Here is a 24,122-nt window from a genome sequence, read left to right as displayed (position 1 = left end):
CCACACAACAGTTCCCTGCTGCCATCCGACACCCCGCGTGTCGGTCAGGCGTAGGCAGACGCCTGTGCAGCACAGCCCCGGGAGACCGGGGCTTTTTTGTGGGCGCCTGGCCCACGTCGTTTCCAGACAAGCCAATCACGACATCTGACGGGATCGGGCACGGGGTGTCGTGATCGCGAACTTGCGGGACGTTCTCGAACAATTTCCCCATGCCCCGCACGGCTTAAATAACTCCCCGGATCGTTCGTTGCGTGGCTCTGCAAAAGCGTGAAGAAGTTCAACAACAGCGCCTGAGCGACGTGTCATTCTTATTGTTTTTCAAGGAGATGCTTTTTCGCCTGTACCTGCCCGTCCCTTCCTTGTGTCAGCAAAAAGAGAACAAGATCAATGAGCACCGTGGGATCTGATGGCAACCTTGCACAAGGTTTCAAGCCGCGTCATGTAACGATGCTGTCCATCGCCGGCATCATCGGCGCCGGGCTTTTCGTAGGTTCCGGGCACGCCATCGCGGCGGCCGGGCCCGCCACCATACTTTCGTATTTCGTCGCCGGTACCCTGGTGGTGCTGGTGATGCGCATGCTCGGCGAAATGGCCGTGGCACACCCTGACACCGGGTCATTCTCCACCTACGCCGACCAGGCCATCGGCCCTTGGGCCGGCTACACCATCGGCTGGCTGTACTGGTGGTTCTGGGTGCTGGTGATCCCCATCGAGGCCCTGGCCGCGGGGCATGTGCTCAACGCCTGGTTCCCCCAGGTGGACAGCTGGATCTTCGCCCTGGCCTCGGTGCTGCTGCTGGCCTGCACCAACCTGTTCAGCGTGGCCAAGTACGGCGAGTTCGAGTTCTGGTTCGCGATCCTCAAGGTCACGGCGATCCTCGGCTTCATCGGCCTGGGCTTCGCCGCGCTGATGGGCTGGCTGCCCAACCGCGAGGTCAGCGGCTTGAGCACGCTGATGGCCGAGCACGGCGGCTTCACGCCCAAGGGCTGGTCGGCGGTGATCGGCGCCTTCATCACCGTGATGTTCAGCTTCATCGGCACCGAGGCGGTGACCATCGCCGCGTCCGAATCCAGCGACCCTGCGCGCAACATCGCCAAGGCCACCCGCTCGGTGATCTGGCGCATCAGCACCTTCTATATCCTGTCGATCTTCGTGATCATCTCGGTGGTGCCGTGGAACGACCCGCAGCTGGCGGTGGTGGGTTCGTACCAGCGTGCACTGGAAATCATGAACATCCCCAACGCCGCGTTGATGGTCGATTTCGTGGTGCTGATCGCGGTGACCAGCTGCATGAACTCGTCGATCTACATCGCCTCGCGGATGATGTACTCGCTGGCCAAGCGCGGCGATGCCCCGGCGTTTCTCAAGGAAACCTCCAAGGTGGGCGTGCCGCGTGCGGCGGTGTTCGGCAGCACCCTGATCGGTGCGGCCATCGCCATCCTCAACTACTTCGCACCCAAGGGCGTGTTCGAGTTCCTGCTGGCCAGCTCCGGCGCCATTGCCTTGCTGGTGTACCTGGTGATCGCCATTTCGCAGCTGCGCATGCGTGGCCGCCTGGAGCGTGAAAACGCCAACCTCAAGTTCAAGATGTGGCTGTTCCCATGGCTGACCTGGGCGGTGATCATCTTCATCAGCTGCGCGCTGGGAGTGATGATGTTCACCGAGGAGCACCGGGCCGAGGTGAGCGCAACGCTGGGGCTGGCAATCGTGATTTCGTTCCTGGGGATCGTGACCACGCGGGGGCATGCGCGGGTGGTGGGGGCGCGGTCGATGGGCTGATGGCTGTGCCGTGAACGAGAGGGCGCCACTGGGCGCCCTCTTTGCGTTTTGCAACAGTTGCGTTGCCAGCCAATGTGATGAATGCCCATAGACTCTTGCGCTCATTGATCTTCGCCAGGGAGTCGCCGCATGAACACCGAGTCTCAAGATGCAACCGCGTCGGTAACGGCCAACACGCGCTTCGCTGAAGTGATTGCACTGATCCAGACGGCTCGCCAGCGCGCAGTCCAGGCTGTGAATACCCAGCTCATCGAGTTGTATTGGCAGGTTGGGGCATACATCAGCGGCAAACTGGAGGCGGCCGAATGGGGTGACGGCGTGGTCAGCCAATTGGCGGATCATCTGGCGCTGACCCAGCCGGGGTTGAGAGGTTTTACTCGGCGGAACCTGTTCCGCATGCGTCAGTTTTATGAGGTCTATCGTGGGCATGAGGAGAAAGTGTCAGCACTGCTGACACAAGTTCCGTGGACCCAAAACCTGATCATTCTCAGCCAGTGCAAACTCCCCGAAGAGCGTGAGTTCTACTTGCGCATGGCCGCACAGGAGAAGTGGTCGAGCCGTGAGCTTGAGCGCCAACTCAAGGCCGCGCTGTTCGAGCGCAGCGTGACGCAACCGGCCAAGGCTTCGGCCGCGCTCACCCAGGCCCATCCGGCGGCCTTGGAGGTGTTCCGCGATGCCTACATGATCGAGTTCCTCGGCCTGCCGGGCGGGCACGCCGAGGCCGACCTGCACCAAGGGTTGCTCGGCCGCCTCAAGGACTTCCTGGTGGAACTGGGCCGCGACTTCTGCTTCGTCGGCTCGCACTACCCATTGCAAGTGGGCGGCCGTGACTTCGCCCTCGATCTGCTGTTCTTCCACCGTGGCCTCAACTGCCTGGTGGCGATTGAACTGAAGGTGGGGCGCTTCGAACCCGAGTACCTGGGCAAGCTGGATTTCTATCTCGAAGCCCTCGACCGCAACGAACGCAAAGCCCACGAGAACCCCGCCATCGGCGTGCTGCTTTGCGCCAGCAAGGACGATGAGGTGGTGGAGTACGCACTGAACCGCAGCCTGTCGCCCGCGCTGATCGCCGAGTACCAGACCCGCCTGCCGGACAAGGCCCTGCTGCAGGCCAAGCTGCAGGAGTTCTACGCGCTGGATGCCGAGCGCACCGCCTCGATGTAGCGGGCGACGGCCGGTGACTTCTCGAAGCGCCGGTGCAACAGGCTCAACCACGAGCTCGCCCGGCAATCCTCGACAGGCCGGTAGTTCACCTGCGGCAAGTTGATCCGCCGCACGACCGATTCCGGCACCAGCGCAACGCCCTGGCCCAGCGATACCAGGGTGATCACCGCCACCAGGCTGCCCGGCTGCGGGCCCAGGCGCGGGACGAAACCACCCTGTGCGGCGACCTCCAGGGTGCCGGAGATCTGCTCGGGGAGGATGAAGGTTTCATTGGCCAGGCGCTTGGCCGGGAGCTGCTTGAGCTCGTTCAGGCGCGAGCCGGCGGGCAGCGCCAGGACGAAGCCTTCTTCATGCAGGGGAATCGCTTCCAGCCCGTCCGGCAGTTCCATCGGCGAGCGTACGTAGGCCAGGTCCAGTTGGCCGTCAAGCACCTGCGTGGGCAGCGCATCCATGGGCGCCTCGCGGATATTCAGATGCACGCCGGGGTGGGCGTCACTGAAGCGGGTCACTTGCTGTTGCAAGGTGCCAGAGTAGGCCGCCGAAGCCACATAGCCCAGCTCGATGCGCCCACTGTCGCCACGTGCGGCGCGCTGCGCGCTGAGTTGTGCAGCGTCGAACTGGCGCACCGCCTGCTCGGCTTCCACCCGCAATGTTTCGCCCGCGGCGGTCAGGCGTACCTCGCGCTGGCTGCGCTGGAACAGCAGCACACCCAGCGCTTTCTCCATGTCCTGGATCTGCCGGCTGAGGGTAGGCGGGGCGATGCCCAGCTGCTCGGCCGCACGGGTGAAATGGCCGTGGCGAGCGACGCTGAGAAAGTAGCGGAAGTGGCGGATTTCCATGGGGCCTCGTTAGCCGGGGGCTAATGACGCAGGACGTGGCGGCTAACAAGCCCCGCGCCCGGCGGCGTTATGGTGAGGGCAACACTACAAGGCTGGCGTCGCGGCGGCAAAGCCCGATGACCGGCCGAGCCTCAATGCCATCGCCGGGCATCTCGTGGCCCGCGATGGCGCCCCCTGGAGCCTTGCCATGTCCACCCCCGCCTCTGCGCGTTTCACCCTGTTCACCGCCTCGGCCGTGTGCGCCCTGATCATCCTCGACACCAACATCGTTGCCGTCAGCCTGCCCAGCATCGCCCGCGACCTGTCCGGCTCATTCGCCGACATCGAATGGGTGGTCAGCGCCTACCTGCTGGCCTTCGCCGCCTGCCTGCTGCCCGCCGGCAGCCTGGCCGACCGCTTTGGCCGACGGCGCATGCTGCTGCTCGGGCTGGCACTGTTTGCCTTGGCTTCCCTGGCCTGCGGTGCTGCGCCGAACCTGCTGTGGCTCGACCTGGCCCGTGCCTGCAAAGGCGTGGGCGCGGCGCTGCTGCTCACCGCCGCCCTGGCCGCCATCGGTCACCGCTTCCATGAGCCACAGGAACGCCTGCGCGCTTGGGCTTTCTGGGGCGCCTGCATGGGCGCCACCATCACCTTTGCGCCGCTGCTCGGTGGCTTGATCGCCAGCACCCTGGGCTGGCGCTGGATCTTCTACATCAACCTGCCGCTGGTGGCGGTGCTGGCGCTGATGGTGATGCGTAGCGTCGAAGAGTCCCGCGACAGCGCTGCCGCCCGGCTTGATCCGCTGGGTAGCCTGACCTTTGCCGGCAGCCTGGGTTACCTGATCTGGGCGCTGATCGACGCCAACCGGGTCGGCTGGGACAGCGCACCTACCTTGGGCCGGTTGGTGATTGCAGCCTTTTTGTTTGGCCTGTTCGTGATGGTCGAGCGTAGCCAGGCACGGCCCATGATCGATCTGCAATTGATGCGCAGCGGGCGGTTCATCGGTGCCTTGCTGGGGATGTTCGCCTATGCCGCCTGTGCCCAGGTGATGATGACCCTGTTGCCGCTGTACTTGCAGAACGGCCTGCAACTGTCGGCGCTTGAGGCGGGGGCGGGGATGTTGCCGTTTGCCGTGGCCATGCTGCTGACGCCGCGGTTGGGGATGCGCCTGGCGGTTAGGTTGAGTGCGGCGCAGGTGTTTGCGTTGGGGCTGGTGTTGGTGGGGGTGGGGAACCTGGCTTGTGCCTGGGCGGTTGGGGAGGGGGGCTATGGGGCTTTTGCCTTGGCCAGTTTGGTGCTGGGGGCGGGGGCAGGGTTGCTTAATGGTGATACGCAGAAAAACATCATGGCTTGCGTGCCGCGTGAGCGTACTGGGATGGCCTCGGGGTTGAGCACTACCACACGGTTTGGGGGCATTGTGCTGGCCATCGGGATTCTTGGTGGGGTGCTTGCGGCGCGTAGTGGGCAGTTGTTGCGTGAGGCCATGGCTGGGGTGGCGCCGGAGGCGTTGGGGAAGGTTGGGGAAATGGCGACGCGGGTGGCGGCGGGGGATTTGCAGGCGGCGTTGGCGATGCTTGAGCCGGGGTTGCGCGAGGTGGCGGCGCCGTTGGCGCGGGGGGCGTTTGTGGGTGGGTTTGAGGCGGTGTTGCAGAGCGCAGGTGTGGCGGCGTTGGTGTTTGCGCTGATCGTGGGTGTGTTGCTTAGTAGGCCGCTACCGAGTGTGGCTGCGGGATTGGCTGTAGAGTGAACTGAGGGGCCGGACCGTTCGGGGTCGTTGTCATCTTTGATGACGACTTAGGCCCGACTTAGTCCCAACTTGGTCCCGAGAGATGCCCGTTTTCCACTTGAGATCCGTGAGAAACTCCCGGTAAGTGAATTTTGACTTGTTGAGTCGGCGCCGGGGTAATCTGAACTGGATATGTAAGGAATTGATTTAAAGATATTTTTACGGTTATATTTTTCTTTTGGAATGCCATTTGGAATGCCGATAGGATTTGCTTGGTACCTCGTGCCACCTTGAGGGGGTATAGCTAGCGTTCAGCTAGGTATACTCCAGCGTCAGTCTCCATCCTCACCAGGTTCTCAATAATTTGAGCTCGTTTCAGCCCGTGCGCCTTCGCTAGCGCATCAAGCTGGGCGATCACCGTTTTCGAGAGAATGACGTTGACCTGCTTCTTGTCGGCGGTACGCTCGTCAAATTGCTTACGATTCCATCGCCTTTTGATCTCTCGAAGTATGGCCGTCCGTTCGTGACGGCCTATATCCCCTTGATCGAAGAACATCAGCAGCTCTTGGTAGTTGCTGATTGGCGTTTGCCTAGTGCGCGGCGACAGATGATTTTTTTTAAGCCACTCCCAGGCACAGACACAGCGTCTTTCGCTTTCCTTTTTATCGGTGAACCATTCGAACTCATTGTCCTTCTCCTTGTGCCTGAGCCAGTCACGGTGAAGCTGTTCGACCTCAGATGCCTTTTCGACGATATCGATATCCCAAAGGTCGATCATGCCAATGAGGCGATCTCTGCCGATGAGGTGGACTAGGCCGTGAGGCAGGCGCAAGCCAGTCATTTTCTCGATCTCGTGGATCAGCCATCGATGCTGCCGCTCATCCTCTTCGATCCACTCCAGCTTCTCGTTTGGAAGCAGGAGTCGATCTTTCTCTCGGGGGATGCGGGACAGTGGGTGCCTACGGTCCCTCAGGGCTCTGGCTATCTCGTCACGCATGGTTAGGCCATTGCAGGTTCTGAGGTCAAGCCTCGCCTCTTTGTAATGGTAGAGGTGCAGCCACAGCCAGATGTCGTGGCGATGGTTTCGATGAGGTTCTTGGAGCAACTCGCTCAGCCTGTCTGCATCTTTGTTACGCGCGTAATTGTCAGTCTTCACATTATTTCAATCCCGATTTAAGGGTATTTCCGGTACGGAGTTTCGTCTGATTCTACATCCATTCTAGAGTGATTCTAGCGAGGTTATTTGTGAAATCTATCCAGTCTCTATGGCGATTCTAGAATAAAATATTTCGTGTAAACCCCATTTTTACTGGGATTTCAGCAGGTTTTTTGATTGTTTTTCGAGTTTTCTACAGTCGAGTAGCCGCGAGCCAGTGCTATGGCCTAAGTCAGCACTCGGGGGCCAGAGAATTCGCGGATGTACGTTCACGGGCTGTAGGTGACTTCGAGGAGCGCCAGCGGATCAGCCCGTCAGTGTTTTTTTACCGTCTCTGCCAATCCTCTGAACGAATACGAGGAGCCCCGTTCATGAGGATCATCCGCCTGAAAGAAGTCATCGATTCGACCGGCCTTGCTCGGTCGACCATCTACAAATACATCGGGGAGGGCACCTTCCCGAAACCCGTCTCGCTGGGGGACCGCTGCGTCGGTTGGGTCGACAGCGAGGTGCACGACTGGATCCTGGCGAGGATCGAGGAGCGTGATCTGGCAGAGGGTATTGCGGTGCGCGGCACTGGCCACCTGAGTGTGGCAAGCTAGAACTGACCATTTGCGCCATGACTTGCTACGGCTGGTCATGGCGTTTATGCCGCTTGGGAAGGTTCTGTGTTCTCAGCTAACTCTCCCAAGATGCGATTCGGCAAATCTCTCGGCAGGTAGGGCAATGTTGCTCCCCATTGCCAGGTCTCGCCGGGAGGGTTGGTAATGGGCTGGGCTGCTTCTAGTGATATAGCTACTGATTATCAATATTTATAAATCAATATCCATTTGCGCTTGTTCGGTACTGCACCTACTGCACAGGCAGGGATAGGTCATCGGTTAAAAAATACATAACACGTACCTGGTGTGCACAACAACCAACCAGGTGCCCAGGGTTACGGGCACAGTTGCAACCACAACAAGGAGCAATACGGGGGCGAGTGTGGTATTGGTCGCATCGAGAGGCGTGACCGGTCGATTCGGCGTCATGTGCACAAGGTCGTGAAGTATCTCGTCAAAGATGCTCAGCACCTGCGCTTGAGGCCTGAGGGTGCACGATGCCTGCGAGTGGGGCAGCTGAAACGCCTCCGCTGAGGATAAACCTCGGACGTGCTAACAACCTGTGCAAGGTAGCCTTGAAGTCCTGCGGGGATCTCTGGGTGCTTCAATGCAGCGGTGGCGATTTCCTAGGTAGCTGGCAACTCGCGCAGTCGTATGCCTAAGAAGCGGCTGGAGCATATTTCCTGCTTCGGCTCGATCTCGTGCTCAATATCCAGGCAGGCCACACCCTGCAGCTCACGTACGCTTTTTTATCCAGCATCACATTGAATTGCTTGCGCAGCGTCCAGGCGTCCATCTGTGCGAGGTCTCAGGCCGTTTTGATCTGCGTGCCTTCTAGGTGTGCAGCCTCCACCCTTATGTAGAGCTGCTACTAACCTGATATATTCATCCAAGATTTCTGCCCTAAATCGATGCATTACCCCTTATGATTCAGTCATTTGCCAGTCGAACGACGAGATGCCACCTATGATCAAGGACGCAAAAACCATTGCCGAGCTGCGAGTGCTCATCGGTTACCTCGGTGAGCAGCAGCCAGCCTGGTGGCCTAGCCAGTTCTACAGCCTCAACGCCGCAGCCTTCCTGGGGCCGGTGTTCGCCCGTTCTACGGCTCTGGCGCAGTACCAGGGCGTGACCGCTGCCGCCGCACGCAAGCATGAGGAGCACATCGGGGAGGGGCGCAGCTTCCACCTGTTCAGGCTCCCCGAGATTTTCGAGCAGTCTGCCGCTAGCGTGTTCGCTGACAAGGTCTCCGAGGCCAGCATCCGTGCCACAGTCACCAGTCGCGATCAGGCGCTCGTGCGACTTGCTGAGCTGGCAGGGCAAACAGCCAGTGCCACTGAGGGACCGGTGGTCGTGGGCGATCTGAGGGATGGGCTGGGGGACGCTCTGAAGTCCTGTGCTGCGCTATACCTGGATGCCTTCAACAAGGGGATCCAGTGTTTCCCATACCTGCGGGAGGCGCAGTGAGCGCAACACGTTTCTACACCACTCAGCTCCAGGCTGGGTTGGGGCTCATCGAGGAAACACGGCTGTTGTTCGAGCTTTACCAGCCCGGAATGAGCACCAGCGAGCTGTCAGAGAAGGCCTTGGTTTCGGGATTGTTCCCGCTGATCTCGGCTCGCCGCCTACACAACATCGTCGCCGAGAGCTTTGCTCCGCGCTACCTGCGTACGCTGGGGACGGCTGCTGCACTCAAGCGCCTGGCCGGTAGCCTGACGCGCCAGGAGTTCAGTCAGTTGTTGTTCCTGCACACCGCGCGAGCCAACCTGATCCTGGAGGAGTTTGTCTGTGAGCAGTACTGGCCGCGCTACAGCGCCGGACGAGACAGTCTCTCATTGGATGAGGCCCGCGAGTTCGTACTGACCGCTGTGCGCAAGGGTAAGACCCAGAAATCCTGGTCGGACACCACCATCAAACGCATCTCCTCATACCTGATTGGCTGCTGCGCCAACTACGAGCTGCTTTCTGACAATGGCCGTGGTCCCCGCCGGATTCTGCCCTTCCGGATCCAACCCAAGGTCGCAGCTTACCTGGCCTACGACTTGAAGTTTCAGGGGCTGGGAGACAACCAGATCGTTGGCCACAGCGATTGGCAGCTGTTCGGTCTGGAGCGTGAAGATGTACGCGCTCAGTTCAAGCGTCTGTCGTTGCGAGGCTTCCTGATCATGCAATCCGCTGCCGAGGTCACTCACATCAGTTGGATACACAAGCACATGGACGAGGTGATCGATGTCCTCACTCAAGGCTGACTTCAACGAGCTGATCGAACGTATTCGACAGGGGCGCGAGTTCGGTCATGCCAGCTTCGAGCCGATTTTTTATCTGGTTTTTCACCCGGAGCAGATTCTGGAGGTGAAGCGTCAGCAGCCCGCCTGGGAAGCGCGTCTGCATAACGATGGTTGGGATGTCCATACGCTTTCCATTGCTGACGAAATCGCCGACATCCTCGGCAAAGCACCACTGCGTAAGATCTGGCTGGCAGCAGACCAACGTGCCCCCCAATCCTGGGAGAAGACCAATACTTCCCTTGCGAACGCCATTGCTAGCGGCGCGCTCCAGGATCGGCTGGAAGCCAAACTCAGCACCCTGGAAGGCAAGCCCAAGGCCATCCTGCTGGTGTCCGATCTTGAGGCCCTGCACCCCTTCATGCGTATCGGTGTCATTGAAGGGAAGCTGCAAGGTAAATTCCACGTGCCCACCGTGTTCTTTTACCCCGGCGTGCGCACTGGCAAGACCCGTCTGAAATTCCTCGGTTTCTACCCCGAGGACGGCAACTACCGCTCAGTGCATGTCGGCGGCTAAGAATTAGAGACTCGTATGGAAATCAAACAGCTTTTCGACCCCAGCAAGAACATCTACCGCAGCATCGAGAAGGTCATCACCTATGGGGTCTCCCAGGAGGAACGCCTCAAGGCGGAGATCGCCGAGTATGTGGTGACCGACAGCATCGACGAGCAGTTCAACAAACTGCTGCTCAAGATGCAGGCCGCGATGGATGTTGGTGGTGAGAACGAGGTAGGGGTCTGGGTCTCCGGCTTTTACGGCTCTGGTAAGAGCTCGCTGACCAAGTATCTAGGCCTGGCCTTCGACGACAGCATCAAGATTGACAGTGTGCCGTTTATTCAGCACTTGCAAGACCGCCTGAAGAAGACTACTACCCGGCAGTTGCTCAGCACCGTCGCCAAGCGCTTCCCGGCGGCTGTGTTGATGCTCGACCTAGCCAGCGAGCAGGTGGCGGGTGCCACCATGGAGGAGGTCTCCACCGTCCTCTATTACAAGGTGTTGCAATGGGCCGGCTATTCGCGCAACCTCAAGGTGGCGGCCTTGGAGCGCAAGCTGAAGAAGGATGGCCGCTACCAGGAGTTCCTCGATCTGTTTAAGGACATGGCGGGGGGCGAAGAGTGGCAGAACTATCGCAATGACGAGCTGGTCGTAGATAGCCTGGTGCCGGCCATGGCTCACCAGCTCTACCCTAACCTGTTCAAGACCGAGAGCTCGTTCAGCACCGAGTCCAGCGAGGTCATCCGTTTCGAGAACGACCGTGTTCAGGAGATGCTGGAAATCGCCCGTGAGGCCTCCGGCAAGGATTACATCATCTTCATCATCGATGAAGTGGGGCAGTACGTCGGCTCGCGTCCCAACCTGATCCTCAACCTCGACGGACTGGCCAAGAACCTCAAGGCCCTGGGTGATGGCAAGGTCTGGATCATCGGTACCGCGCAACAGACCCTGACCGAGGACGATCCGCGCGCCTCGCTCAACTCGCCGCAGCTGTTCAAGCTCAAAGACCGCTTCCCGATCCAGATCGACCTGGAAGCCAATGACATCAAGGAAATCTGCTACACCCGTCTGCTCGGCAAGTCGCCGCAGGGGAGCGCCGAGATTGGCGCTCTGTTCGACCAGTACGGGCAAGCCCTGCGTCACAACACCAAACTGGAGGACGCCCGCGCTTACGGCGCGGATTTCGACAAGGCTACTTTCACCAACCTGTACCCCTTCCTGCCGGCGCACTTTGACATCCTGTTGCACCTGCTGGGCGCCTTGGCGCGCTCCACGGGCGGTATCGGTCTGCGCTCGGCGATCAAGGTGATCCAGGATGTGTTGGTCGAGCCGGGCGAGGGCAAGACCCCCATCGCTGATCAGCCGGTTGGCTGGTTGGCCACCACGGTGACGCTGTATGACGCCCTGGAAAAAGATATTCAGCGCGCATTCGCCAGCATTCACAAGGCCGTCGAAAGCGTTTGCAAGATTCGCTTCAGCCACTCGCCGATCCACCAGCACATCGCCAAGACTGTAGGCGTCCTGCAAATCCTCGGTAATCTGCCGATCACCCGGCAGAACGTCAGCAGCCTGATGCATGGCAGCATTTACGCACCCAGCCAGGCGGAGGCGATCAAGCAGGCCATCGAAGATCTGATTAGTGACCCCATAGTTCCTTTTGGCGAGCAAGACGGCTGCTTGTGCTTCTTTAGCGAGAAGCTCAACGATATCGAGCAGGAACGCAGCCAGATTCCGCTGCGCACCGTCGAGCTCAAGCGTATCGCCAACAATGCGCTGACGACTGCTTACAGCCCGCTCCCGAGCACCCAGTTGCACGGCTCCCTGGCGGTGCACGCCGGCCTCAAGGCCCAGAGCCAGGGCGGCCTTCCGGTTGCTCTGGCCGGGGATCGCAACACCATCCAGACCATCGTCGAGCTGGTCGATCCGAAGGACTACGACGCCACGCGTACCCGCTCGGTGGATGAGTCGCGCCACAAGCAGACCCAGTACCAGATCTTCCTGGTCGGGCGTACCACCCCTGAAATCGACGACCTGACGGCGGAAATCTATCGCTGCAAGGAAATCGCCAACAAGTACCGAAATGACCCCGATCAGGAGGTCAAGGAGTACTGCAACGGTCAGTCGGATCGTGCCAATCGCTTGAATGCCGAGCTGGAGCGCCTGATCAAGCGCAGCCTGCTGCAAGGCTCCTTCGTTTTCCGGGGCCAACTGAATGCCGTGGCGAACTTGGGTAGCGAGCTGGCTGATGCCGCGCGCAAACACCTGGGCGAAGTTGCGGACCAGGTGTTCGACCGCTATGGCGAAGCACCTGTGCGCGCAGCCACCGAGTTGGCCGAGAAGTTCCTGCGTGTTGGAAATCTCACCGGTATTACTACCCAGCTCGATCCGCTCAGTTTGGTGCAGGTTCAGTCTGGCAAGGCCAACATCCGTACCGACCACAAGGCACTGATCAGCATCCGCGACCACATCGACCGGCTGGGGATCGTCGAGGGCAAGAGCCTCAGCGACAAGTTCGCCGATGCGCCGTTCGGTTGGTCTCCGGACACGCTGCGCTATTTGCTGGCCGCCATGCTGGTGGCTGGCGAGATCAAGCTCAAAGTCGCTGGGCGTGAGGTCACCGTAAACGGCCAGCAAGCCATCGATGCGTTGAAGACCAACAACAGCTTCAAGAGCGTCGGTGTTTCCCTGCGCGAGGACAAGCCCTCGATGGAGATGCTCGCCCTAGCTTCGACCCGGCTGACCGAACTGAGCGGCGACCTGGTCGTGCCGCTGGAGGACTCCATCAGCAAGGCGACCACCAAGCTGTTTCCCAACCTGCAACAGCGTTATGCACCCTTGGCGGAAAAACTCAAAGGTTTAGGGCTGCCGGGCGTTGAGCGCCTTGACAGCCTGAGTCGGGATATCGCCGATGTCCTTCTGACCGATGCCTCAGATGCGCCGCAACGGCTGGGCAAGCAGGACTCGGCCCTCTACGAGACCCTCAAATGGGCCGCCGATGTGCGCAACAGCCTGGAGCAGGGCCTGGAGCAGACCCTGCGCGATCTTCAGCATCATCGCCGTGCCATCGATGGGCTACCGCAAACCGATATTCCCGCCCGGCTCAAGGAGGAACTGGCAGAGCCCTTCGCCCAGTTGGAGCAGCGCTTACAACAGTTGGACTTCCATAGCCACTCCGCCGACTTCAATACCAGCCTGACCCACCTGCGAGCCCAAGTGAGCAGTGCTGCTGAGGCCATGCAGGCAGCTCAGGCTGAGCGCCTGAAAGAGGCGGAAGTCGATTTGCAACGCGTCCCCGAGTGGAGCGAGCTGACCCTGCAAGAGCAGCAGGAGCTGCTGGGTAAGCTGGAAGGCTTGACCCTCCAGATACAACCGGATATTGCCGGCCTGCAAGCACTGGTCAACCGTGACTACGAAATCCACAGCCAGGTGCAGCAGCTCAAGCAGCGTATCGAGCGCCTGGGACGCGAGCGCCTGCAAGAGAAGGTCAAGTCGGAGCAGCAAGAAAAGGAACAGGAGGGGGTACAGGAGAGCAAGACCATTACCCGCAACTTCAAGGCCCGTTCACGCATTACCTCGCTGTCCGACCTGGACGCTATGATCCAGGCGCTGCAAAAGCTCAAGAGCGAATTGAAATACGCCCATGCTTTCGAGCTGGATGTGCAGGTGGAGGAGTGAACCATGGCATTTGATCAGAGCACCCGCAACCGCCTGCAAAAGCTGGTCAGCGACTGCCGCAGGCTGCTCAGTGACGAGTTCAGTATCCAGTTGCGGCAAGCCTACGGCATAGACCCGCATAGCGGCGAGGTGGCCAGCCTGGAGCGGCTGGCCCACCTGAGTGACCAGGATCGGCAGACCGCCCAACTGCTGCGCGACACGCTCGCGCACTACCTGGCCGTGGATGAGGACGACAAAGCCCATCGAATCGCCGCTATCGACCGCATCATCCGCGAGCAGGCCTTCACAGTACTCAACCGCTTGGCCGCCCTGTTAATGATGGAGGCGCGAGGCCTCCTGGCGGCGGCGGTGGTCAGTCAGGGGCAGCAGTCCCAGGCTTTTGAACTGTACAAGATGGTCGCTGGGAGTGCCTTAGGCGAAACCGGCGAAGCCTATCGTACTTTTCTGTTCAGCCTGTTCGATGAGTTCGCAATTGATCTGCCGGCGCTGTTCGACCGCTATGCGGCCCAGGGCCGCCTGTTCCCACGCGAGCCTGCTTTGCTGGCGGTACTAGAGGTGCTTAATCACCACGAAATACAGTCACTTTGGGGCGAAGACGAAACTATCGGCTGGATCTATCAGTACTTCAACTCCAAAGAGGAGCGCAAAGCCATGCGCGATGCCAGTCAGGCACCGCGCAACAGCCGAGAGTTGGCAGTACGTAATCAGTTCTTCACCCCGCGCTATGTGGTGGAGTACCTAGTCGACAACACCCTAGGGCGTCTGTGGTTCAATGCCACTGGCGGACTGACTGAATTGCGCGAACGTTGCCAGTACCTTCTGGTTAAGCCGGACGAGCAACCGCAAGTTGGCGAACGCTTGAGGGACCCTCGTACGCTCAAGCTGCTCGATCCAGCCTGCGGGTCAATGCACTTCGGTCTGTACGCCTTTGATCTGTTCTTACAGCTCTATCAAGAGGCCTGGGACTGGGAGCAAACCCAGGGTCCTGGTTCGCTCGATGTAGCCACCCAGCCAGATGCCAACCTGTTTCCGCTTTGCCACACCTATTCCGACCGGGACGCCTATCTCCGCGATATCCCAAGGCTGATCGTCGAACACAACATCTACGGCGTAGATATCGACCCTCGAGCTGCGCAAATAGCCTCTCTGGCGCTGTGGCTACGGGCACAGCGTGCTTGGCATGATGCCGGGGTCAAGGCACAGTTGCGCCCGGATGTGGGACGTGGTCATATCGTGGCTGCGGTGGCTCCGCCAGCCGAGCGCGAGCTGCGGCAGCAGTTCTCCGCCTGTCTCGACAAGCTTGATGTCGAGTTGTTCGAAAAGACCCTGCAATTGCTCAAAGGGCTTCCGGAGCTCGGCGTGCTACTACAAGTAGAGCGCGAACTGCCCAGTCTGATCCGGCAGATCTACCTCGGCACTGGCACCGGCCTTTTTGCCGCCGAAGAGCAGGAAGACTGGGTGCAGGCTGAAGAGCGTCTGCGCACTGCACTGGTTGAGTTTGCCCAGGCAGCAAAATCCACTTATCAAGGACGGTTATTCGCTCAGGATGCTCTAGAGGGATTGCGTCTGATAGACCTCGCACGCGAGCGATTTGACGTCTTGGTCATGAACCCCCCATTTGGTGAGCCAGCGCGCTCTACAAAAAGCTATCTTGAAAGCACCTTGCCACGATCCAAGGGGAACATTCTCACTCATTTTATTGAGCGTGCAGCGCAATTGGTCAGGCCGAGTGGACGTGTCGGTGCAATCGTGAGCCGAACATGTTTTTTCTTACAAAGCTTCTCTGCATTTCGAAAAACAGTGTTGGCAGAAGATCTTTCACTCGAGAGCTTTGTTGATCTTGGGCAGGGCGTGCTTGATGCAATGGTGGAAACAGCAGCTGTCACATGGGAGAGGAGCGAAAGAAAGGAAGAGGCTATCTTCTTTCGGGAGCTAAATAGAAGTGACAAAAACAATGGCTTACTCGAATCCATTCATCTGCTGAAGAATGGGTGCAGTGGAAGTGATTTTTTTAGAGGTCGTGTCGAGCAATTCTCGATCTTTGAAGATATGCCTTACGTATATTGGCTAAATGATTCAATTGCAAAAAAAATTGCAGGTCATTCCGCTGTTGATCCATTGGCATGTTCGATTCGGGTTGGGTTGCAGACCGGCGACGACTTTAGATTCCTAAGGTTGTGGTGGGAGGTTGATAGCGATTTCATCATTGTGCCTACCGAGACTTCTAATATTGAACAATTGCAAAATCAGTGTCTTCAGGCGAGTAATAGAAAAAAGTGGGCATGGTATTCAAAGACTGAAGCAGCATCGCCAGTACTTTCATCCATCCATGCATGTGTGAATTGGCTACGTGATGGAGCAGAGATTAAGGCTTTCCATGTCGGGAAAGGTGACTCTCCTTCAAAATACGTTCGCTCAGAAAATTTCTATTTCAAGCCGGCACTCAGTTACATGTTACGCTCAAGTCGTCTTGTTCCCTATTTGGTTCCGGCGGGAGTTATTCCGACGGCGGGGAGAAGCCAGGTATATCCCAGTCAGAATAATGAAATTTGGTTAGCGGCTCTATTGTCTTCAAATCTTGCAACTGCGGTTGCGAGGTTTCGAGGAGAGGCATTCTGGCAGCCAAAATTCCAAAATTCAATGGTCTCGGCAATTCCTTATATTAAGCCGCAACCTAATGACTTAAATGATGCTGCGCAAATTATATCGAATGTCCGTGAGCGGATGGCTAGGACTTTCAAGTGTGACGAAACCGAAATTTTATTCACGTCTCCTTCACTCAATGTCGCCAATGAGCTGCGTCAACCATTCAATCGAGAGACGTTGATTGGCGCAACCTTTGATGGGCGAATAGCTGAACTCTGTGGACTTACGCCAGAAGAGTTTCACGATTTGCAGCGGGACCATAACGAGGCGTTGGTGAGGCCATCTGGCGTTGTGGACGCTGAAGATGATGGCGAATCAAGCGACGAACCTTTAGATGGTGACGATATGGTTGATGAGGTCACTTCAGCTCAATCATGGGCCATTGGTGTAGCATTCGGCCGCTTTGACTGGCACTTGGTCACTGGTGAGCGTGCTTCACCTCCAGAGCTGGGGCCATTTGACCCGCTTCCAGCTCAAAGTCCCGGTATGTTGCCAAATGGCTCTACGCCTTTTCATCAGCATGCAGGCATTCTGGTTGATGATCTGGGGCACCCACACGACCTTGTCCGCCTGGTGGAGAAGGTGCTGGAGGCCGTCGATGTTCCCCTAGCTGAAAACATGCGCCGTTGGCTGCAAAAGGACTTTTTCGCCCTCCATCTCAAACGCTACTCTAAGAGCCGCCGCAAGGCCCCGATTTACTGGCCGATTTCGACCGCTTCTGGAAGTTATACACTGTGGCTCTACTATCCTAGCTTGAGCGACCAGACGCTATTCACCGCCGTCAACGACTTCGTCGATCCCAAGCTAGAGGATGTGCGCGGAGAGGCGCAAGGACTGCGAGACAAGGGCACCGGCCGTAGTAGGCAGGACGAAAAACGTCTGGAGGAACTGTCCAGCCTGGAGCACGAGCTCGCTGACCTGCGCGACAGCTTGCTAGAAATCGCCCCTAACTACCGCCCCCATCACGACGATGGTGTACAGATCACTGCCGCTCCGCTGTGGAAGCTGTTCCGCCTTAAGCCCTGGCAGAAAGTGCTTAAAGACACCTGGGCAAAGCTGGATAAGGGCGACTATGACTGGGCGCATCTAGCGATGAACTACTGGCCGCAGCGCGTGCGCGACAAGTGCATCACCGACAAGTCGCTGGCCATTGCACACAACCTGGAACACCTCTATATCGAGCCCGATCTAAAGCCAGCAGCTAAGGCTCGTGGCCGCAAGAAAGCAGGGAGCGCCGAATGAGCACCATGCAACAGTCCAGAAAAGCCCAGGACAACCGAGCCATGTTAGTTGAGGCTGCAATGAAGCAGTTGGCAAACGGCGAGTCTCCTGACCAGCCCGGCCTCTGGCGAGTACTCATTGCTGTTGAAGGGGCTGTTGTTTGATGAATATTCAGATCTTCATACAACAGGAAATTTTCGCGCCGCGTCTGTCGAAGCGCGGCGTATTGGTTGTTTACGACCCGGAGCGGCGCTATAGGGAAACCTGCCTGGCGCTGGCTGATGAGCGTTGCGAGGTGGTAGATGCATCCGTGAGCAGCATCCTCAGCCGCGAGCAGGCCAGCAAGGCACTGGTCGCACTGGGCAAGGGGCAGCTGGAAAAGCTGCTGGTCTATGTCCCGGTCACTCAGCCACTGATCGAGGAGGCCAAGCAAGCCGATCCTTTTGCGATCTATGGCGCCTGTGGCGAGATTTTTCCGAGTGGTGACAGCGACAGCTTTCTCAGCCTGTGTCTGAAGGCCAAGCCCGATCAGTCCATTGCCATTCGCCAGATCTTCCAGGCTGACCCCAACCCGAGCTTCGCGGTGATCGACGCCGTTGGGGGAGGGCTGGGTTGGCCGAATCTGCGCGCCTTGCTCAAGGTGGAGTCCAGTCGTGACATCCTTTTCGCCCTGTTGGCACCGAGCGCCTCACAAGAAGCTGACCTCAAGAATAGTGATACCTGGGTAAGCGAGGCTCGTGACCTGCTGAAGAGTAGCATTGCTCTGTCGCTGAAGACCAAGGGCAAGACTTGGTCTTCGATTGCCAGCGAGCTGTGGCGTTTCGTGCTGTTCAGCGAGTTCGTCTTCGATCTGCCCGAGCAATTACCAGCGGCATTGGCCGACATTCCACGTGCAGATAGCATCGCCAGACCTGTGATCGAGGGACTCTGTGATGATCTGCGCAATGATTGGCGGACCCAGAGCCTGTACATCGACAGGGCCGAGGAAGTCGAGGCTGAGCTGGGGCTGGTCGATCACTGCACCGAGTTGGTCAATCTAGGCCAGCGGGATACTTTCCCCTTCGAGGAGCGCACTTTCCTCAATCGTGCTGTTGCGGCCATCCTCGACGATGACACCGATCAGGTAAGACGCATTCTTGAGCAGCACCAGCGCTCTGTATGGACTGGCAAGGGCGAAAGCCATGGTCAGTGGGATCTGGTGCGCTCGGCTCTGGAACTGATACAGAGCTGTGAAGATCTGGATCGTCAGCTGGGCGATCACACTCGCAACTTGGATGCCTTGCTGGAGTTCTACGTGGGCTCGCTGCGCGAGGGCGATCGTCTGCATCGCGAGTTCGAACAGGCCGTCAGCGATTTCGAGTGGCAGGATGCCGATGGGGTGATGACGCCTGTCAAGCAACAGGCCCGAAAGCAGTACGGCAAGCTGGCTGAGAAGGTGCAGGTCGTCTTCACCCGCCATTTGCAGAGTAGCGGCTGGCCATTGCCGGGGTATCTCGCCAACGCGGATGTATTTGATCGGCTGGTTGCGCCCAAGCTGCAACAGAACGGTCGTAAGGTCGCCTACCTGATGATCGATGCCCTTCGCTACGAGCTGGGCGTAGCGTTGGAAAGGCAACTGGCAGAGGATGGTGTTGTCGAGCTGAGTACCGCTTTGGCGCAGTTGCCCAGTGTGACTCCAGTTGGCATGGCCAGCTTGTTGCCGGGGGCAGGTCAGCAGCTGTTCCTGCGCAATGCTGAGCAGAGCATTCAGCCCATGCTGGGCGATCAATTGGTCAACACCGTAGCGCAGCGCATGGAGGTGTTCAGGAAACGTTATGGCCAGCGGTTTGCCGAAGGTCGGTTAGAAGACTTCGTCCGGGATCGGATCGATTTTGGTGCTGACATCGACTTACTGGTACTGCGTGCAGTGGAGATCGACAGCCACTTCGAGAATCATCCGGATACCGCGCCTGCGGAAATAACAAACGCCCTCAAGCGTATCCGGGTGGCTGTCCATAAGCTGACCCAGCGTGGCTTTCATGAAGTCGTGATTGCCACCGACCATGGGTTCTTCATGAACAACCATGCGGGGGCAGGGGACGTGTGCAGCAAGCCGATCGGTAACTGGCTGGTCGTGCATGACCGCTGCGCTCTGGGTGATGGCAGCGCAGACGCCAACCACCTGGTGATGGGGGCCGACAAGCTGGGTATCCGTGGAGACTTTGCCAAGTTCGCCGGGCCGCAAACGCTCGCCGCTTATCGCAGTGGGCTGCTGTACTATCACGGCGGTGCTTCACTGCAAGAGTGCGTGGTACCGGTCATCACCATGCAGTTGAAAGCCCAGGGGCAGCCGAGCCTCAACAAGGCGGCGATCAGCATCTCTTACAAGAACGGCGCCAAGCGCATTACCACGCGGGTGCCGGTGATCGAGGTAGCTGTTGAGGCCGCAGACATATTCTCGACCGAGAGTGACTTCGAGATCCTGCTGGAGGCTCACAGCAGCAAGGGCGAGGTGGTGGGTGAGGGCAAGGCTGGTGGTGCTGTGAACCCAGCAACTGGTACGCTGACGCTCAAGGCCGGGGAAAGGGTGCAGGTCACTCTGAAGATGCAGATGGAGTTTGAGGGCAAATTCAAGGTGAAGGCACTGAACCCGAAGACCAACGCCATTTACAGCCAGATCGAGCTGGAAACGGACTACGCGGTGTAAACCATGGATACCCTGGATCAGAAGCTCACGTCGACGTTCGACGGCAAGGTGGTGCGCAAGGATCTGCTGCATCGGATCAAGAAGGGCACCAACGTGCCTACCTTCGTACTGGAGTTCCTCCTGGCGCGCTTTTGTGCTAGCGACGATGACTCGGAGATCCAGGCAGGCCTGGAGGCGGTTCTCGACACCCTCAACGAGAACTACGTGCGGCCCAACGAGGCGAACGCAGCCCAGTCGAAGGTGGCCACCAAGGGCAAGCATCGCTTCATCGACAAGGTGCACGTCAACTACGTGGAGAAGGATCGCCGTCACTGGGCGGCCTTGGAGAACTTCGACTCTCGCAAGGTGGCAATCAGCGAGAAGTACTACCGCGACCACGACCGTCTGTTGCAAGGCGGTCTGTGGGCTGAGGTGACCCTGGCCTTTAACGAGATCGAAGACGACGACTACGCCTTCTACATCGAAGATCTGCGCCCGATCCAGATGAGTCGCTTCGACTTCGAGCGTTACTGCGAGGGGCGCGAGCAATTCACTCGGGACGAATGGCTGGATGTGGTGCTGCGCTCTGTGGGGTTGGAGCCGAGCAAGTTGGCGCAGCGAGTCAAGCTGCACTTCATTGCCAGGCTGGCCCCGCTGATTGAGCCCAACTACAACTTTATCGAGCTGGGGCCGCGAGGTACCGGCAAGTCCTACTTTTTCAGCGAGTTTTCGCCCTACTCGACGCTGATCAGCGGTGGCCAGACCACCAAGGCCACCCTGTTCTACAACAACCAGCGTCACAAGATCGGACTGGTAGGTTACTGGGATACGGTGGCATTTGATGAGGTGGGCGGAATCAAGGTCAAGGACCAGGACACCATCCAGATCATGAAGGACTTCATGGCCAATGGGCGTTTCTCTCGTGGTGTTGAGGTCATTGCCGATGCCTCCATGGCCTTCGTGGGGAATCTGGATCTTTCAGTCGAGCAGGTCGTCAACTCGGAAGTTCATGATCTGTTCCAGCCGTTGCCCAAGGAGTTCGACCTGGCGGTACAGGATCGTTTCGCATGTTACCTGCCGGGCTGGGAAATGCCGAAGAACAGCAGTGAATTCCTGACCAGTCATTACGGTTTCATCACCGATTACCTTGCCGAAGCTTTCCACTACCAGTTGAAGCAGACCAACCGTTACGAGGAGGTCAGCAAACGCATCAAACTGGGCAGGGCGGTTGAGGGTCGTGACGAGAAGGGCATCAAGAAGACCGTTTGTGCCTTCCTGAAGATCCTTCATCCCAATGGACCACCGACCGACCAAGAGTTCGCCGAGTACGTGGCCTATGCGGTAGAAGGCCGCCGACGTGTCAAAGAGCAGATGAACAAGCGTAAGACCGATGACGAGTATGCGCGGATCAATTTGTCTTACCTCGATGCTTCAGGCAACGAGGTGGTGGTCTACTGCCCTGAGTCACGTAATGCACCTGCCACTCAGGAGCCGACCCGCAAGAGCATACACGCCAGTGCCGGGGAGGAGGGGCGTATTGCACCTGTGTCCGTCGATCAGCCGGTTGTGGCAGCTTTCGCCACGGTTGAGCAGCCGCTTTTGGTTGCGGCCTCTGTCGACGAAGCAGAGCTGCAAGAGCAGCATTACACCATCCACTACGGTGATACTGGCTACAGCTACGAATCGATATTGCTTCCCTACCTAAGGGGAGCGAAGAACGTGGAAATCGAAGATCCCTATATTCGAGCCAACCACCAGATCCATAACTTCGTGCGTTTCTGCGAGGCGGTGATCAAGTCACCCACGGTTAGATCCATCAAGCTGACCACGAGCTATGACCAGGACACCGACCTCAAGGATGCTGCGGAGCGTCTGGAAGAACTCAAGCAGAGCTTGTTAGAGATGGATATCGCTCTGGAGGTCAGGATCAACGAGAACCTGCACGACCGCGAGATCCGCATCGACACTGGCTGGGTGATCAAGATCGGCCGTGGCCTTGACTTCTTTCAGAAGCCGGACAGCTGGTTTGGCATTGGAGCGAACGACCTGACTCTGCGGCGCTGCCTGGAGACTAAGGTCGATATCTTCAAGGCGAAGGGGTGACTGCGGGCTGTCGAGCGGAGTTCTCGTTGAGAGCTTTGTTCGGGCAGTCACAGCCAGTGCTCTGGCAACTTGATTTCGTAGTTCTTCGCCACGGTATTTAGCGTAGAGAGGATCTCGACATGCTGAGCTTGATCGGCGGGCTGCCATGTGGGACGGCGCTCCAGCAGTCTCTTCAGTTCGTCCAGGTTGTACATGCCCAGACGGTGGAAGTTGCCCCAACTGGGAATGCCGAAGAGGTTGTAGATGACCACGGTGGCGTCGCGTTCGCTGGCCAAGCGTTTGTCCCCACTAAGCATTTCGGCAGCAGCTTCGGCTTCGTCCCGGTCGTCGTAGGTGTTGAGTAGTTTCATCAGTGCTTGTCTATAGTTCAGCTGGGCGCTGGATTCTGCCTGACTGGTAAAAAAAGAACATCCCCGGATCTGTTCAGGTAGAGTCGCAGACAAGCGACTCTACCTGAACATGTGCCTATCGAATTAGCCCCGCTGCAACCAGCTTAGCATCCAACACGCCAGCAACACGACGAAGAGCAGTGGCGGAAAGCGCACCATCAGAATCACCAGCAGCATAAGCGCCAGGCAGCCTGCAAGGATGCCTGCGAAAATGAAAACTGCAGCAAAGACACGCAGTAGCTTCATTTTCGTATTCCTCACAGGTAGCCCAGCTCGGTCAATGACACACTGCCTTCGCGGCCCACGATGATGTGGTCCAGCGTCCGCACTCCGACCAGGTTCAGTGCCTCCTTCAGTTTGTGGGTCAGGTTGCGGTCCGCCTGGCTGGGTTCAGGGTCGCCAGAGGGATGGTTGTGCACCAAGACTATGGCGGCGGCGTTGTGCTCCAGGGCTGCCTTAACAACCTCGCGTGGATAAACGCTGGCGCCGTCGAGCGTGCCCCTGAAAATTTCCTGGAAGGCGATAACTCGATGTCGGCTATCAAGGTGGAGAAGGGCAAAGACTTCATGCTCGTAATTGCTCAGCAGCGCCTGCAGGTGGCTGAACACTTCCTTTGGTGAGGTCAGTACTCGCCCCCGGCGCAGACGCAGATTCGCCAACTGCTGGGCCATCAATAGAATTTCGGTTTCGGTGACCGGCGACTCGACCAGGTAGGTGCCGGTCGAGTCACTGGCTTTCAGCTTGTGCAGTCGCATGGTCTGCTCCTTGGTGGTGATCAATCCATGGGGTATGGCGCTTGGCTTGCGCCTCCAGCCTCTCGGCCAGGCTGTTTTTCGCAGATCGCTGGGGAGGGTTGGCGGCTGGGGATTGGCTTTCCTCGACGGGGTAGAACTCCTCGACGATGGTGCTGGCGTCTTCCTCGCTGTCCTCGAACGCGCCATTGGCGAAGCCACGCTGCGCGGCTTCATCCAGCGCGGCTTGATCGAAGCTTGTTGCTTGCCGCTGCGCATCGAGCTCGTTGGCGGCCTGCAGCGCCTCGGCCATGTCCAAACCACTGCGTACCGTCAGGTCGACGTAGAAGATCGGCGTCCCATGGCTCTGGCGGGTGGACTTACCACGCAGGCGCAGTTCCAGCGGCAGGCACGCCAGGCGGTTGCCCGAGATGGCCTGGAGGTAATGCAGCCGGGCGGCGAGGGTGCGGATGCTGTTGAAGCCAGTGGTGCGAAACACAAAGCTACCGAGCGGATCCTCATCGCCAATGACCACGTTCAGCCGTCCGTAGGGCCTGCAGGCATTACCCTTGGCCAATGGGCAGGCATCCGGCGAAGGGCAGGGCAGCGACTGCATACCGTCTTGGGTGATGCGCTTGCAGGTCTCACCGTTGACCGGGCGCGAGG

Annotated in this window: 17 protein-coding genes and 1 pseudogene; 12 read left to right on the top strand and 6 right to left on the bottom strand. The window is 58.6% G+C overall.

Annotated elements, in window-relative coordinates; genetic code table 11:
- The first annotated feature begins 387 nt into the window (after nucleotides 1–387).
- Nucleotides 388–1,779 carry a GABA permease gene (gene gabP, locus ACQ4N9_RS06080; protein ID WP_390966757.1) on the top strand — a complete coding sequence of 464 codons (1,392 nt, stop codon included), beginning with the start codon at nucleotides 388–390 and terminating at the stop codon, nucleotides 1,777–1,779.
- A gap of 129 nt (nucleotides 1,780–1,908) precedes the next feature.
- Nucleotides 1,909–2,943, top strand: a complete 1,035-nt coding sequence (locus tag ACQ4N9_RS06075; RefSeq protein ID WP_390966759.1) for a PDDEXK nuclease domain-containing protein — start codon at nucleotides 1,909–1,911, stop codon at nucleotides 2,941–2,943.
- Here ACQ4N9_RS06075 and ACQ4N9_RS06070 read toward each other — a convergent pair.
- Nucleotides 2,907–3,782 carry a LysR family transcriptional regulator gene (locus tag ACQ4N9_RS06070; RefSeq protein ID WP_390966760.1) on the bottom strand — a complete coding sequence of 292 codons (876 nt, stop codon included), beginning with the start codon at nucleotides 3,780–3,782 and terminating at the stop codon, nucleotides 2,907–2,909. The genes ACQ4N9_RS06075 and ACQ4N9_RS06070 overlap by 37 nt on opposite strands.
- A gap of 187 nt (nucleotides 3,783–3,969) precedes the next feature.
- On the opposite strand from ACQ4N9_RS06070, the gene ACQ4N9_RS06065 reads away from it, so the two are divergent.
- A complete protein-coding gene (locus ACQ4N9_RS06065) occupies nucleotides 3,970–5,508 on the top strand; it encodes an MFS transporter (RefSeq protein WP_390966762.1) in 1,539 nt (512 codons plus the stop codon).
- 283 nt (nucleotides 5,509–5,791) lie between these two features.
- Here ACQ4N9_RS06065 and ACQ4N9_RS06060 read toward each other — a convergent pair whose 3' ends face one another.
- Nucleotides 5,792–6,643 carry a hypothetical protein gene (locus ACQ4N9_RS06060; protein WP_430932416.1) on the bottom strand — a complete coding sequence of 284 codons (852 nt, stop codon included), beginning with the start codon at nucleotides 6,641–6,643 and terminating at the stop codon, nucleotides 5,792–5,794.
- Nucleotides 6,644–7,014: 371 nt separating this feature from the next.
- Between ACQ4N9_RS06060 and ACQ4N9_RS06055 the strand changes: the two genes are divergently transcribed.
- The 9 genes from ACQ4N9_RS06055 to brxL all read left to right on the top strand — a co-directional run bounded on the left by ACQ4N9_RS06055 (nucleotide 7,015) and on the right by brxL (nucleotide 22,336).
- Entirely contained in the window at nucleotides 7,015–7,245 is a 231-nt protein-coding gene (locus tag ACQ4N9_RS06055; RefSeq protein WP_330080672.1) for a helix-turn-helix transcriptional regulator, read from the top strand.
- Between the two features lie 966 nt (nucleotides 7,246–8,211).
- Entirely contained in the window at nucleotides 8,212–8,712 is a 501-nt protein-coding gene (locus ACQ4N9_RS06050; protein WP_430932414.1) for a BrxE family protein, read from the top strand.
- The gene (locus ACQ4N9_RS06045) at nucleotides 8,709–9,494 is read left to right on the top strand and encodes a BrxA family protein (protein WP_430932412.1); all 786 of its coding nucleotides are present in this window, start codon (nucleotides 8,709–8,711) and stop codon (nucleotides 9,492–9,494) included. Before ACQ4N9_RS06050 ends, ACQ4N9_RS06045 begins: the two co-directional genes overlap by 4 nt.
- On the top strand, nucleotides 9,475–10,047 hold the full coding sequence (locus ACQ4N9_RS06040) for a BREX protein BrxB domain-containing protein (protein WP_430932410.1): 573 nt from the start codon (nucleotides 9,475–9,477) through the stop codon (nucleotides 10,045–10,047). Before ACQ4N9_RS06045 ends, ACQ4N9_RS06040 begins: the two co-directional genes overlap by 20 nt.
- A gap of 15 nt (nucleotides 10,048–10,062) precedes the next feature.
- Nucleotides 10,063–13,701, top strand: coding sequence for a BREX system P-loop protein BrxC (brxC, locus tag ACQ4N9_RS06035; RefSeq protein WP_430932408.1), 3,639 nt, complete (start codon nucleotides 10,063–10,065; stop codon nucleotides 13,699–13,701).
- A 3-nt stretch (nucleotides 13,702–13,704) separates the two neighbouring features.
- Complete coding sequence (pglX, locus tag ACQ4N9_RS06030) at nucleotides 13,705–17,589, top strand: BREX-1 system adenine-specific DNA-methyltransferase PglX (RefSeq protein WP_430932406.1); 3,885 nt, start codon at nucleotides 13,705–13,707, stop codon at nucleotides 17,587–17,589.
- The gene (locus ACQ4N9_RS06025) at nucleotides 17,586–17,732 is read left to right on the top strand and encodes a hypothetical protein (protein ID WP_430932404.1); all 147 of its coding nucleotides are present in this window, start codon (nucleotides 17,586–17,588) and stop codon (nucleotides 17,730–17,732) included. The genes pglX and ACQ4N9_RS06025 overlap by 4 nt, the downstream gene beginning before the upstream one ends.
- On the top strand, nucleotides 17,732–20,254 hold the full coding sequence (locus tag ACQ4N9_RS06020; RefSeq protein ID WP_430932402.1) for a PglZ domain-containing protein: 2,523 nt from the start codon (nucleotides 17,732–17,734) through the stop codon (nucleotides 20,252–20,254). Before ACQ4N9_RS06025 ends, ACQ4N9_RS06020 begins: the two co-directional genes overlap by 1 nt.
- A gap of 3 nt (nucleotides 20,255–20,257) precedes the next feature.
- Entirely contained in the window at nucleotides 20,258–22,336 is a 2,079-nt protein-coding gene (brxL, locus tag ACQ4N9_RS06015) for a BREX system Lon protease-like protein BrxL (protein WP_430932400.1), read from the top strand.
- A gap of 47 nt (nucleotides 22,337–22,383) precedes the next feature.
- On the opposite strand, the gene ACQ4N9_RS06010 is transcribed toward brxL, so the two are convergent.
- The 4 genes and pseudogenes from ACQ4N9_RS06010 to ACQ4N9_RS05995 form a co-directional block, all read right to left on the bottom strand.
- Entirely contained in the window at nucleotides 22,384–22,686 is a 303-nt protein-coding gene (locus ACQ4N9_RS06010) for a hypothetical protein (protein ID WP_312352336.1), read from the bottom strand.
- A gap of 123 nt (nucleotides 22,687–22,809) precedes the next feature.
- Nucleotides 22,810–22,971 (bottom strand): hypothetical protein, encoded by a 162-nt coding sequence (locus ACQ4N9_RS06005; RefSeq protein WP_312352335.1) that lies wholly within the window; start codon nucleotides 22,969–22,971, stop codon nucleotides 22,810–22,812.
- Between the two features lie 11 nt (nucleotides 22,972–22,982).
- On the bottom strand, nucleotides 22,983–23,480 hold the full coding sequence (radC, locus tag ACQ4N9_RS06000) for a RadC family protein (RefSeq protein ID WP_430932397.1): 498 nt from the start codon (nucleotides 23,478–23,480) through the stop codon (nucleotides 22,983–22,985).
- Nucleotides 23,452–24,108 (bottom strand): annotated as a pseudogene (locus ACQ4N9_RS05995) (hypothetical protein); the annotation flags it as partial. The pseudogene ACQ4N9_RS05995 and the gene radC, both read right to left, overlap by 29 nt.
- Between the last annotated feature and the right edge of the window lie 14 nt (nucleotides 24,109–24,122).

Origin of the sequence: Pseudomonas sp. ES1, from assembly GCF_050586605.1 — a bacterium.
In the GTDB taxonomy this organism is placed as follows: domain Bacteria; phylum Pseudomonadota; class Gammaproteobacteria; order Pseudomonadales; family Pseudomonadaceae; genus Aquipseudomonas; species Aquipseudomonas sichuanensis.
Note: the sequence above shows the minus strand (reverse complement) of the source record. Positions and strands in the feature narration are given on the sequence as shown.

What these genes read in the sequence shown, in the direction of transcription:
- gabP (WP_390966757.1), top strand. Translation starts at nt 388, where the DNA reads ATGAGCACCGTGGGATCTGATGGCAACCTTGCACAAGGTTTCAAGCCG.
- ACQ4N9_RS06075 (WP_390966759.1), top strand. Translation starts at nt 1,909, where the DNA reads ATGAACACCGAGTCTCAAGATGCAACCGCGTCGGTAACGGCCAACACG.
- ACQ4N9_RS06070 (WP_390966760.1), bottom strand. Translation starts at nt 3,782, where the DNA reads ATGGAAATCCGCCACTTCCGCTACTTTCTCAGCGTCGCTCGCCACGGC.
- ACQ4N9_RS06065 (WP_390966762.1), top strand. Translation starts at nt 3,970, where the DNA reads ATGTCCACCCCCGCCTCTGCGCGTTTCACCCTGTTCACCGCCTCGGCC.
- ACQ4N9_RS06055 (WP_330080672.1), top strand. Translation starts at nt 7,015, where the DNA reads ATGAGGATCATCCGCCTGAAAGAAGTCATCGATTCGACCGGCCTTGCT.
- ACQ4N9_RS06050 (WP_430932414.1), top strand. Translation starts at nt 8,212, where the DNA reads ATGATCAAGGACGCAAAAACCATTGCCGAGCTGCGAGTGCTCATCGGT.
- ACQ4N9_RS06040 (WP_430932410.1), top strand. Translation starts at nt 9,475, where the DNA reads ATGTCCTCACTCAAGGCTGACTTCAACGAGCTGATCGAACGTATTCGA.
- brxC (WP_430932408.1), top strand. Translation starts at nt 10,063, where the DNA reads ATGGAAATCAAACAGCTTTTCGACCCCAGCAAGAACATCTACCGCAGC.
- pglX (WP_430932406.1), top strand. Translation starts at nt 13,705, where the DNA reads ATGGCATTTGATCAGAGCACCCGCAACCGCCTGCAAAAGCTGGTCAGC.
- ACQ4N9_RS06025 (WP_430932404.1), top strand. Translation starts at nt 17,586, where the DNA reads ATGAGCACCATGCAACAGTCCAGAAAAGCCCAGGACAACCGAGCCATG.
- ACQ4N9_RS06020 (WP_430932402.1), top strand. Translation starts at nt 17,732, where the DNA reads ATGAATATTCAGATCTTCATACAACAGGAAATTTTCGCGCCGCGTCTG.
- brxL (WP_430932400.1), top strand. Translation starts at nt 20,258, where the DNA reads ATGGATACCCTGGATCAGAAGCTCACGTCGACGTTCGACGGCAAGGTG.
- ACQ4N9_RS06010 (WP_312352336.1), bottom strand. Translation starts at nt 22,686, where the DNA reads ATGAAACTACTCAACACCTACGACGACCGGGACGAAGCCGAAGCTGCT.
- ACQ4N9_RS06005 (WP_312352335.1), bottom strand. Translation starts at nt 22,971, where the DNA reads ATGAAGCTACTGCGTGTCTTTGCTGCAGTTTTCATTTTCGCAGGCATC.
- radC (WP_430932397.1), bottom strand. Translation starts at nt 23,480, where the DNA reads ATGCGACTGCACAAGCTGAAAGCCAGTGACTCGACCGGCACCTACCTG.